This window comes from Rhodopseudomonas sp. AAP120 (assembly GCF_001295845.1).
GTDB lineage: Bacteria > Pseudomonadota > Alphaproteobacteria > Rhizobiales > Xanthobacteraceae > Rhodopseudomonas.
Window position 1 is genome coordinate 24,742 of sequence record NZ_LJIC01000048.1, and the last position, 12,420, is coordinate 37,161.

Consider the following 12,420-nt stretch of genomic DNA (forward strand, 5'->3'; position numbering starts at 1 on the left):
GCTGTCCGGATCGCTTTGTCGTCAAATGCCAGCCACTCGCCATCCCGAAGGCTGGACCACCCTTTCGATCAAGCTAGGCACCTTCCGCGATTGCCGGCGCGCTCCCTCTCCCGCTTGCGGGAGAGGGGTGGGGTGAGGGCGACCCAGGCAGTGCGCTTCTCCATCTAGACGTAGCCGGAATCACGCCGGCACCTTATTTGTAGATCCGCACAGCAGGAGCTCACGGGCCGATGGCCACCCGCACTCAATCAACGATGCCTTCTACCGGGTCGGATCATGCCGACAAGGCCGCCGCGCTCGACCTCACTCCTGTTTCACGTGAAACAGAGCAGAGGCTGGAGGCCTATCTCGATCTGCTGCGGCAGTGGCAGGCCAAGACCAACCTCGTCGCCCCATCGACCCTGCCCCAGCTGTGGACCCGGCATGTCGCCGACTCCCTGCAGCTTCTGACCATCGCCCCAGAGGCGCGGCGCTGGCTCGACTTTGGCAGCGGCGGCGGCTTCCCGGGCATCGTGCTCGCTTGTGCCATGGCCGAGGTCGGGGGTCATGTCACGCTGGTCGAGCGGATCGCCAAGAAGGCCGCGTTTCTGCGCGAGGCGCTCCGTGTGACCGGCTCGCCAGGCACAGTGATCCTCGCGGACATCGGGGATAATGTGGATAGATTTCCGAAGGCGCTGGATTGCATCACCGCGCGCGCGGTGGCTCCGCTACACCAGCTCATCGGTTTCGCCAAACCCCTGATGGCCCCCGGCACGCGAGCGCTGTTTTTGAAGGGCCAAGATGTAGAGGCGGAATTGACGGAAGCTACCAAGTATTGGAAGATCGAGCCGCGTCTCCACGCGAGCCTGACAGGCGGTCAGGGTTGGGTGGTCGACCTCGATCGGATCGACCGACAGGTTCTCACCGCCGTCAGCAAAGAATCCGCGCATGACCATCATTGATGAAATCTATCAAGGGGATAGGGCCGTGACCGAGCCCGGACGTCCGCGCATCATCGCGCTCGCCAACCAGAAGGGCGGGGTGGGGAAAACCACCACCGCCATCAATCTCGGCACCGCGCTGGCCGCGATCGGCGAGCGGGTGCTGATCGTCGATCTCGATCCGCAGGGCAACGCCTCGACCGGTCTCGGCATCGATCGCCGCGACCGCAACACCTCGACCTACGACGTGCTGGCCGGCGAGGCGCCGCTGCGCGACGCCGTGGTGGCGACCGCAGTGCCGCGGCTGCATATCGCCGCTTCGACCATGGACCTGTCCGGCCTCGAGCTCGAACTCGGCCATTCGCGCGACCGCGCGTTCCGGCTGCGCGACGCGATCGGGATGCTCAACAAGGACATCGATCCGCCGCTCGACTACACCTACGTGCTGATCGACTGCCCGCCGTCGCTGAACCTGCTCACCGTGAACGCGATGGCGGCCGCCGATGCGATCCTGGTGCCGCTGCAGTGCGAGTTCTTCGCGCTCGAAGGTCTGTCGCAGCTGCTGCAGACAGTCGAGCAGGTGCGCTCGACGCTGAACCCGGAGCTCACCATCCACGGCATCGTGCTGACGATGTTCGACAGCCGTAACAATCTGTCGAGCCAGGTGGTCGCCGACGTGCGCCAGTTCATGGGCAAGAAGGTCTACGACACCATGATCCCGCGCAACGTCCGCATCTCGGAAGCGCCGAGCTACGGCAAGCCGGTGCTGGTCTACGATCTGAAATGCGTCGGCAGCGAAGCCTATCTCAAGCTCGCCACCGAAGTGATCCAGCGCGAACGCGAACTCCGCACGACGCATTGAGCGCGCCGTCTTTCGAAGCGTGGGCACAGCGAAGTGTGTCCACGCCAGTGTCTCGTCATTGCGAGCACCCGGATCGGCGCTTCGCGCCGTCCGGGCACAGGCTCCGCGAAGCAATCCAGAAGCGCCGAGCACCGGACTGGATTGCTTCGTCGCTGCGTTCCTCGCAATGACGGCAATCTAACTAACAAGTCTCGTTTCATCTGTGCGGAGTAGCGACGTGAATCCAAGGGAGCTGGCGATGGCCGACGAGCACCGTTCGCGACTGGGGCGGGGGCTGGCGAGCCTGATCGGAGATGTCGGCGGCGAGGCCGCGCATGTCGAACGGCCGCGCGGTCAGCGCAAGGTGCCGATTGAATTCATCAAGGCCAATCCGCGCAACCCGCGCCGCAACTTCACCGACGCCGAACTGAGCGAGCTGTCGGATTCGATCAAGCAGCACGGCGTGATCCAGCCGATCGTGGTGCGGCCCGTGAAGGGCGCCAACGATCGCTTCGAGATCATCGCCGGCGAGCGGCGCTGGCGCGCGGCGCAGCGCGCCGGGCTGCACGAAGTGCCGATCGTGCCGGTCGAGGTGTCGGACGCACTCGCGCTTGAAATCGCCATCGTCGAGAACGTGCAGCGCGAGGATCTCAATCCGCTCGAAGAGGCGCTCGGCTATCACGCGCTCGCCAACGACTTCAAGCGCAGCCAGGACGAGATCGCCAAGATCGTCGGCAAGAGCCGCAGCCACGTCGCCAACATGATGCGGCTGACCAAGCTGCCCGAGGACGTGCAGGCGCTGATCGCCGCCGGCGATCTCAGCATGGGCCACGCCCGCGCGCTGATCGGCGTGCCCGATCCGTCGGCCGCGGCCAAGCGCATCGTCGCCGAAGGCCTCAACGTCCGGCAGACCGAAGCGCTCGCGCACGAAGAGGGCGTGCCCGAACGCAAGCCGCAGAAGCCGCGCGCCGCCGCGAGCGCCAAGCCGGCGAAGGACACCGATACGATCGCACTGGAAAAGCGCGTCTCCGACGCGCTCGGCATGAAGCTGACGATCGACGATCACGACGGCGCCGGCACAGTCCAGATCCGCTACGCCGATCTCGACCAGCTCGACGACATCATCCGCAGGCTCGAAGCGGGCGGTTAGTTCACGTTGTTAGTTGACGCCTTGAACGGCGATCTATCGTTTGTCATTCCGGGGCGCGCAGCGTAGCTGCGCGAACCCGGAATCCATACTCACAAGTCTTTCATGTGAGCACGATGGCGACGGCTCTGTTCTTAAATCCTGGGCACAGGGATTATGGATTCCGGGCTCGCGCTACGCGCGCCCCGGAATGACGAACGAGAGGGTAGTTGTCTCGCGAGGTTCGTGCGTGGCCTTCGCTGCGCCCAGTACGTCGCGTGAGCAAAGCGAAGCGTGCCCACGCGTCCTGCGGCGGAGATTAGCGCGCAATGCGCGCGTGGGCACAGCGCTTCACGCCTTTGCCCCGCCTGCATTCACCGAACCACTTTCCCGAACCACTTTCCCGAACCACTTTCCCGAACTAACTCCGTCGCCGCGCGCTCACCGCGATCGACAGCAGCGTGCGCTGGGCGATGGCGGCGCCGAGGGTGGCCTGGCGGCGTGTATCAAGTGCGGCGACGGCGAGCTGATCGATGATCTGCGCCAAGCGGGCCGGGGATAGATTGCGCAGCGCGGTTTCGGCCGCGGTCTTGCGCGAGAAGTGCAGCCGCGGAAAGCCGCTGTCGAGCGCGGTCGCGGCCGGCGTTCCGCCCTCGACCGTCAGGCTGGTCTTGTGCAGGAATGCGGCGTGACGCTGCGCCGCCAGGATGATCTGGCCCGGATAGGTGCCGGCCACCATCGCCTTGGCGAATTCACTCTCGACAATCTGCGGCTTGCCCGAAAACGCCGCGTCGACGATGACGTCGAGCTTGAGGTCGGACGCGTCGGAGACACACGCCATGACGTCGTCGAGCGTGATCTCACCTTGGCCATGGGCGTAGAGCGTGAGCTTGCGCACTTCGTTGCGCGAGGCCTGGCGGTCGCCGCCGAGCAGCGTCATCAGCACCGCGCGAGCGTCGCGGCCGATCTGCAGATTGGAGGCCCGCAGTTCGTCGTCGATCAGCTTGGCGAGGTCGGCTTCTGCGTCCGGATAGCAGCCGATCGCCACCGCGCTCGGCGCTTTCTCGCAGGCTTTGCGCAGCGCGTTGTCGGGCTTGATGTCGCCCGCCTCGATGACGATGCGGCATTCCTTCGGCGGCGTTGCGGCGAGTGCTTCGACGCCGGCGACGAAACTGCGCGAGCCGGCGCGCACACGAATCGCGCGGCGGCCGCCGAACATCGGGATCGCCAGCGCCTCGTCGACCAGCCGCGACGGCTCGGCGGCGAGCTCGTCGCCGTCGAGGCGCACCAGGGCGAACGGATCCTTGGGATCGTCGAGCGCGGAAGCGATCAGCGCGTCGGCGCGTTCACGCACCAGGCCGGCATCCGGGCCGTACAGCAGAACGATCGGCCGCGCCGGGTCGGGGCGGGTGATGAAGGCGGTGGCGTCTCGTCCACGCAGCGCGACCATGACGAATCAACCCGACGCAGCGACGCGAAGGCCGCGCATGGCCCGTCTCACATGCCGGCGTAGAAGAACGAGGCGAGCCGGGTGTTGATGTTCTCGGCGATTTCCTGCGAAGCCCGGTCCTCGGCGTCGCGGCCGGCGCGGGTGCGGGCGAATCGCTGGGTCTGTCCCGGCACGTCGTATTCGACGCGCGAGAAGGTGTTGCCGGTCAGCACGACCTTGCCGGTCGCGATCTCGGTGAGCCGGTAGCTGGCGTCGATGCCGTAATTCTCGATCGTCGGCAGCGCAGTGTTGGGATCGACGATCAGCGACGACCGCTGCGTGTTGATGTTGAGCGCCAGGCTGTACAGCGGCGGCGCGCCGGTGGCGGCGCCGTACATCTTGAACATCAGCGCATTGCGGATTTCGACGCCGATTCGGGCGTTGCGCGAGCCGTTCGGCAGCTTGAGCGGCGGGACCTCGACGGCGGAGATCTTGTCGCGCAGCGTCGGCGATCCGTCGCCGCGATCGGCGTACATCGGCTGAAAGCAGGCGGCGAGCGGCGCCGTCAGCACCGCCGCAAGTGCCAGCCTCGCGACCACTTTCGCCACAGCGGGCCTAACCGACGACATTCACGATCCTCTGCGGAACCACGATCACCTTGCGGACGGGCTTGCCGTCCAGCGCTTGTCTTACCGCATCGAGGGCCAAAACGGCAGCCTCAATTTCTGCGGTCGCGGCAGCCCGGGGCACCGTGACCTCGGCGCGCTTCTTGCCATTGACCTGCACTGGCAACGTGATGCTGTCCTCGACCAGCAGATCGCGCTCGATCTGCGGCCACTCGGCCTCGGACACCAGGCCCGGCTGCCCGAGCACCGCCCAGCATTCCTCGGCGAGGTGCGGCATCATCGGATGGAACAGCTGCACCAGGATGACGGTGGCCTCACGAATCGCCCAGGCCAGGTCCGGCGTCGGCGTGCCGGCCTTGGCCAGGACGTCGCCGAGCCCGTTGGAGAATTCGCGGATGTGAGCGAGGCTGACGTTGAACGCCAGCCGCTCGATGCCGGACAGCACCTTGTCCAGCGCGCCATGCGCCGCTTTGCGCACCGCCAGCGCCTCGGCGCCGAAGCTCTCGGGCCGCGCCGCCGGGGCCGAACGGGCGATCTCGGCGGCATCGTTCACCATCCGCCACAACCGCTGCACGAAGCGCGACGCGCCCTTCACGCCTTCCTCGCTCCAGATCACGTCGCGATCGGGCGGCGAGTCCGACAGCATGAACCAGCGCGCGGTATCGGCCCCATAGGTGCCGATGATCTCGTCGGGGTCGACGGTGTTGCGCTTGGACTTCGACATCTTCTCGATCGGGCCGATCTCGACCGGCGTGCCGCCGTCGAGCAGCGTCGCCTTCCGCGAATCACCCTCGATCGTGATCGAGATCTCCGCCGGCGAGGCGAAGTGGCCGTCGGCGGTCCGATAGGTCTCGTGCACCACCATGCCCTGGGTGAACATGCCCTTGAATGGCTCGTCCAGCGCGACGTGACCGGTCGCCTTCATGGCCCGGGTGAAGAAGCGGCTGTAGAGCAGATGCAGAATCGCGTGCTCGACGCCGCCGATATACTGATCGACCGGCAGCATGCGGTTGACGACGTCGGGCGTGGTCGGCGCGGTCTCGTTCCACGGATCGGTGAAGCGCGCGAAGTACCAGGATGAATCGACGAACGTATCCATCGTGTCGGTTTCGCGCAGCGCCTTAGCCCCGCATTGCGGGCAGGCGACGTGCTTCCAAGTCGGATCGTGATCGAGCGCGTTGCCGGGCTTGTCGAACGAGACGTCCTCCGGCAATTCGACCGGCAGGTCCTTGTCGGGCACCGGCACGACGCCGCACACCTCGCAATGGATCACCGGGATCGGGCAGCCCCAATAGCGCTGACGCGAGATACCCCAGTCGCGCAGGCGGAAGTTGACCTTGCGCTCGCCGACCGGCGCGCCGCCGAGCTGCGCCGTCTCCAGCCGCTTGGCGACTTCTTCCTTGGCGTCGGCGATCGTCATGCCGTCGAGGAAGCGTGAATTGATCATGCGGCCGTCGCCGTCATAGGCCTCGTCGGTGATGACGAAGCTGGCCGGGTCCTGACCTTCGGGACAGACCACCGGCGTGTTGCCGAGCTGGTACTTGTTGACGAAGTCGAGGTCGCGCTGATCGTGCGCCGGGCAACCGAAGATCGCGCCGGTGCCGTATTCCATCAGCACGAAGTTGGCCACATAGACCGGGATCTGCCAGTTCGGGTCGAACGGATGCACGGCGCGGATGCCGGTGTCGATGCCCTGCTTCTCGGCGGTGTCGATCTCGGCCTGCGCGGTGCCGCGCCTCTTGCAGTCCTCGACGAAGGCCGCGATCTGCGGGTTGTTCGCCGCAGCCGCCTGCGCCAGCGGATGATCCGCCGCGATCGCCATGAACTTGGCGCCGAACAGCGTATCGGGCCGCGTGGTGAAGATCTTCAGCTCGGTCTCGCCGGCCGGTGTCGTCGTGGGATCGAGCGCGAACCGGACCAGCAGGCCTTCGCTGCGGCCGATCCAGTTGCGCTGCATCAGCCGCACCTTGTCGGGCCAGCGGTCGAGCGTCTCCAGCGCGTCCAGGAGCTCCTGGGAGTACTTGGTGATCTTGAACACCCACTGGTTCATCTCGCGCAGCTCGACGACGGCGCCCGAGCGCCAGCCGCGGCCGTCGATCACCTGCTCGTTGGCCAGCACGGTCATGTCGACCGGGTCCCAATTGAGCTTGCGGGTCTCCCGTTCGGCGAGTCCCGCCTTCAGGAAGTCCAGAAACATTTTCTGCTGGTGCTTGTAGTAGCGCGGGTCGCAGGTCGCGAATTCACGCGCCCAATCGAGCGACAGCCCCATGGTCTGGAGCTGCTTCTTCATCGCCGCGATATTGTCGTAGGTCCACGCCTTGGGCGCGACCTTGCGCTCGATCGCCGCATTCTCGGCCGGCAGGCCGAACGCGTCCCAGCCCATCGGATGCAGCACGTTGTAGCCGCGCGCCCGCATCGTCCGCGCCACCACGTCGCCCATGGTGTAGTTGCGGACGTGGCCCATGTGGATGCGCCCCGACGGGTACGGGAACATCTCGAGCACGTAATACTTTGGGCGCGGGTCGTCGTTCTGCGTGGCGAAGATCTTCGCCTCGTCCCATTTCGCCTGCCATTTCGGCTCGGATTCGCGGGCGTTGTAACGTTCGTTGCTCATGGAGATCAGTCGGGCGGCCGGTTCGAGCGCTGTTCAGGACGGATGGAAGCGCGAATGAGGTCGCAAACCGGTGCGGGCTCGGGGAAAATTCGCGCGCGAGGCGCGCGGAATAGGCCATGAAACACGGCGCCCGGTCAATGGGATGGCGCAGGTGCCCGGCGTACCGGCTTCAGCTCGCGATGGCCATCGACACCGGGTCGGCGATTCGCATGATGCCGTGTTCGACCACGGTGTTGCGACCGCGATGCTTGGCGGCGTACAGCGCGGCGTCGGCGGCCTCGACCAGCTCGCTCGGGGCGTTGCCGTCGGTCGGCAAGGCCGCGGCGACGCCGACGCTGATGGTGACGCGCTGGAAGACGCTGGTCCGGTGCGGCAGCGCCAGCCGTTCGATGGTGGCGCGGACCATCTCGCCCACGGTCGCGGCGACGGTGGCGTCGCTTTCCGGCAGCAGCAGGCAGAATTCCTCGCCGCCGTAGCGTGCGGCAAATCCGCCGGTGTCGTTGGCGACGCCGGCCAGGGCCTCGCCGATTCGCGACAGACAGGCGTCGCCCTCGGGATGGCCGTAGCTGTCGTTGAACATCTTGAAGTGGTCGACATCGAGCATCAGCAGCGCCACGCCGTGGCCGTTCTGTACGGCGCGCATCCACTCGAAATCGAGCCGGCTCTGGAAGCCGCGGCGATTGGCGAGGCCGCTCAGCAGGTCCATCGACGCCATCACGGCCAGGCTGTTGTTGGTCGCCACCAGCTCGCGTTCGCGCTGGCCGAGCTGTGCCGCCATGGCGTTGAAGGCGCGTGCCAGCGGCTGAAATTCCGAGGGCAGCTGGGCGCGGTTGGCGCGCGCCGACCAGTCGCCATGGGCGAACTGGCGGGCCGTCGAGGTCAGCACCGAAATCGGTTTCACGATCAGCCGTTCGGCTGCGATCAGCGCGCCGAGCAGGGCGATCAGGCAGACCAGCCCGAGCTCCAGATAGGCGGTCCGGATTTCCTGATTGATCGCGGCGGACACGACGCTCTCGTCGAGCGTCGTCACCAGCCGGGCATTGGTGCCGGAAATCCGCGACACGGCGAGCAATCGGCCGTCGTCGTCATGCGCCGTCGCCAGTTCGCGGTCGCGCGGGTCGGCGCCGAGCGCGAATTTCAGCGGGGCGTCGTCGAGCTTGTGGCCGATCCGGCTGCGCTGGTTGGGGGAGGCCGCCAGCACGGTGCCTTCGCCGTCGATCAGCGCGACGCTCAGTCCGGCATGGCCGGCCAGATTGGTCATGATGTCGGACAGCCAGTCGAGATTGATGCCGGCGATCAGCACCGCCTCTTCGCTCGCATCCACCGCCGACACCGGATAGGCCGCCAGGATCGTGCCCTTGCCGCTCTGCGCGCCGACCACGAAATCGCTGACGACGAAATCGTGGATCTCGATCGCCTTGCGGAAATACGCCCGCTGGCTGACGTCGGCGCCGACGAACATCGAAGACGTCGAGCAGTGGATGATGCCGTTGCCATCGGCCACCGAAAGCATCCGCACCGACGGCAGGTCGACCCGCAGGCTGGCGCGCAGGATGCTGCAGCCGCGGCCGATCTGCGATGCGCCGGCGTGGATATAGGCGGCCGATTTCAGCACCGCTTCGACCGAGGAAATCACCTCGCGCTGGGCATCGGCGGCGCGCTGCGCCAGGGTCGCGACGTTGTTGGCGACCGCCGCGACCTGGGTGGCGCGGGTGTGCTCGAGCAGCCGCACCCGATCGAGCATCATCGGGCAAACCAGGATCAGGGCCAGAATCACCAGCCTTGCACGGATCCCAAGCAGCCCCCTGAGCTTCGCTTTCTTGCGAATGATGGCGATGCGTGACATCGTTGCCCCTTCAAACCCCCGCAAACACCCTAGGTCGAAGGGTTCAAGAACCCTTCCTCCAACTCGTTACAATTTGAGCGAAGGCGCCACCCTTGATTGAAGATGACACCTATTTCGTGTGGAAGGTCGCCCGTCCCGGCTGCAGGGCGGGGGGCCTCGGGGGCGCGGTGGTCCGATGAGCGGGTCGGCAGTCGAGGGGCTCGCGGCGGTCGAGCGGGAGGTTGCGCAGGCGTGCCGCGAGGCGCGCCGGGAGCGGGATTCGGTCACGCTGATCGCGGTGTCGAAGACGTTCGACGCCGCGGCCATCGAACCGGTGCTGGCCGCCGGGCAGCGGGTGTTCGGCGAAAACCGCGTGCAGGAAGCCAAGGCCAAGTGGCCGCCGCTGATCGCCGCCCATCCGGGCACGACGCTGCATCTGATCGGTCCGCTGCAATCCAACAAGGTCAAGGAAGCCGTCGCGCTGTTCGACGCGATCCATTCGGTCGACCGTCCGAGCCTCGCCGAAGCGCTCGGCAAGGCGCTGCCGGTCTCCGGACGCTCGGTCGAACTGTTCGTTCAGGTCAACACCGGCGAGGAGCCGCAAAAGGCCGGCGTCGCGCCGCAGGAGGCTGACGGTTTCATCGCGGCCTGCCGCGACCAATGGGGTCTGAGCATCGCCGGCCTGATGTGCATCCCGCCGGTCGACGAGGCCCCGGCGCCGCACTTTGCGCTGTGCGCCAAGATCGCCAAGCGCAACAGCCTGTCCAAACTGTCGATGGGCATGAGCGCCGACTTCGCCACCGCGATCGAATTCGGCGCCACCCATGTTCGCGTCGGCTCGGCGATTTTCGGGCATCGGTAGGAGGCCACATTCCCGGTGGTCATCGCCCGGCTTGACCGGGCGACCCCATATTCCAGAGCGTCTGAGTTGAACAACGAGTGCTCTGGGATACTGGGCCACCCGCTTTCGCGGGTGGTGACGGGGAGTGCATAGCGGGGCGCTGACGGCCCCGCGGCTCCGGCTGGCGCCACCTTACCCGATCACGATCTTCGTCTTCGGCCCGATCCGCGCCAGCAGGCGCAGCAGATTGGGGCGGGTCATGGCGATGCAGCCGGCGGTCGGGCCGAAATTGTCGCGGGCCAGATGCAGGAACACGGCGCTGCCGCGGCCCGAGATGCGCGGCGTCGTGTTGTGGTCGATCTCGATGATGAAATCGTAGAGGTGATCGGCGCGCTGCAGCCGGTCGCCGGCTTCGCCCGCGCCGCGGCGGAGCGGGCGGTTGTAGTGCCGGCTGGTGGGATCCTCGCACCACGCATCTTCGGCCGTGATCGGACGGACCGGCAGCAAGGTGCGCGGCCGCGGCGAGCGGTCGGCCCGCCACCACAGCCGCAGCGGCCGAAACGTGCCGCGCGGCGTGCCGCCGTCGCCCTCGCGCTTGTTGGCCAGAATGCCGCCGCGGCCGAGCGCGACCGGAATGGTCAGGCCCGCCGCCGTCAGCCAGCCGCGGCTGCGCTGACCGGCCGCGGTCTGAACCCGGATGGTCGACAACGGGGAGGCGGATTTCAAATAAGTCATTGATCTGTATTCATTATTAGAAGACCCAGGTCCGTATCGAGGCTCCGCGAACCGGCAAATTTAGCATAGCGCTGTTCAATTCAGCGGGAGCGATCCCTATTTGCTGTTCTGCGATACAATCGCGCGTGATTTGGAAGGCATCGGCCCGCATCGGCGGAGCTGCCTGCAAGACCGAAGGACATCGACCATGCCGAACGCCCGCAAGATCCTGATCGTGGATGACGACACCGATCTGCGCGATGCGCTGGTCGAACAGCTGTCGCTGCACGAGGAATTCGAGGCCTCGGCGGTCGACACCGGTGCCAAGGGCGTGCAGTCCGCGAAGGCCAATGCCCCCGACCTGGTGCTGATGGATGTCGGCCTGCCCGACACCGACGGCCGCGAGGTGGTGCGCAGCCTCCGCAAGGGCGGCTTCAAGGCGCCGATCATCATGCTGACCGGCCATGATACGGACTCTGATACCATCCTCGGCCTCGAGAGTGGCGCCAACGACTACGTCGCCAAGCCGTTCCGCTTCGCCGTGCTGCTGGCCCGGATCCGCGCTCAGCTGCGCCAGCACGAGGCCAGCGAGGACGCGGTGTTCACCGTCGGTCCCTACAGCTTCCGCCCCGGCTCCAAGATGCTGACCGGCGCCAATGCCAAGAAGGTGCGGCTCACCGAAAAGGAAACCGCGATCCTGCGTTTCCTGTACCGCGCCGGACAATCGGCGGTGTCGCGCGAGACGCTGCTGCAGGAAGTGTGGGGCTACAATTCGGGCGTGACCACCCACACGCTCGAGACTCACATTTACCGACTTCGCCAAAAGATCGAGAAAGATGCCGCCAATCCGGAGATTCTGGTGACTGAGGCCGGTGGCTACAAACTCGTGCCGTGATACCAATAGGGGCCGAATCGACGCCAAGCGTTCGCTGATCGAGCGTTTGGCGCGTCCCGTTTTCTGACCGGTCCCTGATGTCGATCGAAGATGATGTTGCGCTGCTTGAACGTGTCCCGACGCTGCGGCTGTTGGGCGACACGTCGCTGCGCATGCTTGCGATCGGTTCCGAGCAGCGCGACTACGCGCGCGGCGACGTGCTGTTCAATGCCGGCGACGCGTCGGACGCCGGCTATGTGGTGCAGACCGGATCGTTCCAGCTGACATCGTCCGACGGTGGCCCGTACGAACTGATTGCGCGACCCGGCGACCTGATCGGCGAGCTGGCGCTGGTGCTGCCGATGCCGCGGCCGTCGAGCGCGGTGGCGCTGGAGTACTCGTCGGTGATCCGGATCGCCCGCAGCCTGTTCCAGCGCGTGCTGGAAAGCGACCCGCCCGCCGCCCGCCGTCTGCGCGACGAATTCGCGATCCGCACCAGTCAGATCGCCAGCGACATCCTGATCGCCGGCGCCAAGCTGAGTTCGTAGCAAGCGAACGCATCGCGGCGAGATCTCTTCCCCCTCTCCCGCTTGCGGGAGAGGGCCGGGGT

11 protein-coding genes are annotated in these 12,420 nt (G+C 66.4%); 6 read left to right on the top strand and 5 right to left on the bottom strand.

The window, feature by feature from the left end; all coding sequences use genetic code 11:
- Positions 1–230 precede the first annotated feature (230 nt).
- The 3 genes from rsmG to IP86_RS08885 all read left to right on the top strand — a co-directional run bounded on the left by rsmG (position 231) and on the right by IP86_RS08885 (position 2,911).
- Positions 231–941 (top strand): 16S rRNA (guanine(527)-N(7))-methyltransferase RsmG, encoded by a 711-nt coding sequence (gene rsmG, locus IP86_RS08875; RefSeq protein WP_054162157.1) that lies wholly within the window; start codon positions 231–233, stop codon positions 939–941.
- On the top strand, positions 928–1,782 hold the full coding sequence (locus IP86_RS08880; RefSeq protein ID WP_054162158.1) for a ParA family protein: 855 nt from the start codon (positions 928–930) through the stop codon (positions 1,780–1,782). The genes rsmG and IP86_RS08880 overlap by 14 nt, the downstream gene beginning before the upstream one ends.
- A 238-nt stretch (positions 1,783–2,020) precedes the next feature.
- Complete coding sequence (locus IP86_RS08885) at positions 2,021–2,911, top strand: ParB/RepB/Spo0J family partition protein (RefSeq protein WP_054162159.1); 891 nt, start codon at positions 2,021–2,023, stop codon at positions 2,909–2,911.
- 397 nt (positions 2,912–3,308) lie between these two features.
- On the opposite strand, the gene holA is transcribed toward IP86_RS08885, so the two are convergent.
- The 4 genes from holA to IP86_RS08905 all read right to left on the bottom strand — a co-directional run bounded on the left by holA (position 3,309) and on the right by IP86_RS08905 (position 9,402).
- Complete coding sequence (gene holA / locus IP86_RS08890) at positions 3,309–4,337, bottom strand: DNA polymerase III subunit delta (RefSeq protein ID WP_054162160.1); 1,029 nt, start codon at positions 4,335–4,337, stop codon at positions 3,309–3,311.
- A 47-nt stretch (positions 4,338–4,384) separates the two neighbouring features.
- Positions 4,385–4,945: an LPS assembly lipoprotein LptE gene (lptE, locus tag IP86_RS08895; protein WP_054162161.1), complete on the bottom strand. Its 561-nt coding sequence runs from the start codon at positions 4,943–4,945 to the stop codon at positions 4,385–4,387.
- Positions 4,932–7,556, bottom strand: coding sequence for a leucine--tRNA ligase (leuS, locus tag IP86_RS08900; RefSeq protein WP_054162162.1), 2,625 nt, complete (start codon positions 7,554–7,556; stop codon positions 4,932–4,934). The genes lptE and leuS overlap by 14 nt, the downstream gene beginning before the upstream one ends.
- 169 nt (positions 7,557–7,725) lie before the next feature.
- Positions 7,726–9,402: a diguanylate cyclase domain-containing protein gene (locus tag IP86_RS08905; RefSeq protein ID WP_054162163.1), complete on the bottom strand. Its 1,677-nt coding sequence runs from the start codon at positions 9,400–9,402 to the stop codon at positions 7,726–7,728.
- 175 nt (positions 9,403–9,577) lie between these two features.
- Between IP86_RS08905 and IP86_RS08910 the strand changes: the two genes are divergently transcribed.
- Positions 9,578–10,243 (top strand): YggS family pyridoxal phosphate-dependent enzyme, encoded by a 666-nt coding sequence (locus IP86_RS08910; RefSeq protein ID WP_054162164.1) that lies wholly within the window; start codon positions 9,578–9,580, stop codon positions 10,241–10,243.
- Between the two features lie 171 nt (positions 10,244–10,414).
- On the opposite strand, the gene IP86_RS08915 is transcribed toward IP86_RS08910, so the two are convergent.
- Positions 10,415–10,957: a L,D-transpeptidase family protein gene (locus tag IP86_RS08915; RefSeq protein WP_054162165.1), complete on the bottom strand. Its 543-nt coding sequence runs from the start codon at positions 10,955–10,957 to the stop codon at positions 10,415–10,417.
- Positions 10,958–11,144: 187 nt separating this feature from the next.
- Here IP86_RS08915 and IP86_RS08920 point away from each other — a divergent pair, with 187 nt between their 5' ends.
- Entirely contained in the window at positions 11,145–11,831 is a 687-nt protein-coding gene (locus IP86_RS08920; protein ID WP_054162166.1) for a response regulator transcription factor, read from the top strand.
- A 77-nt stretch (positions 11,832–11,908) separates the two neighbouring features.
- Positions 11,909–12,358, top strand: a complete 450-nt coding sequence (locus IP86_RS08925) for a cyclic nucleotide-binding domain-containing protein (RefSeq protein ID WP_054162167.1) — start codon at positions 11,909–11,911, stop codon at positions 12,356–12,358.
- Positions 12,359–12,420: the final 62 nt, after the last annotated feature.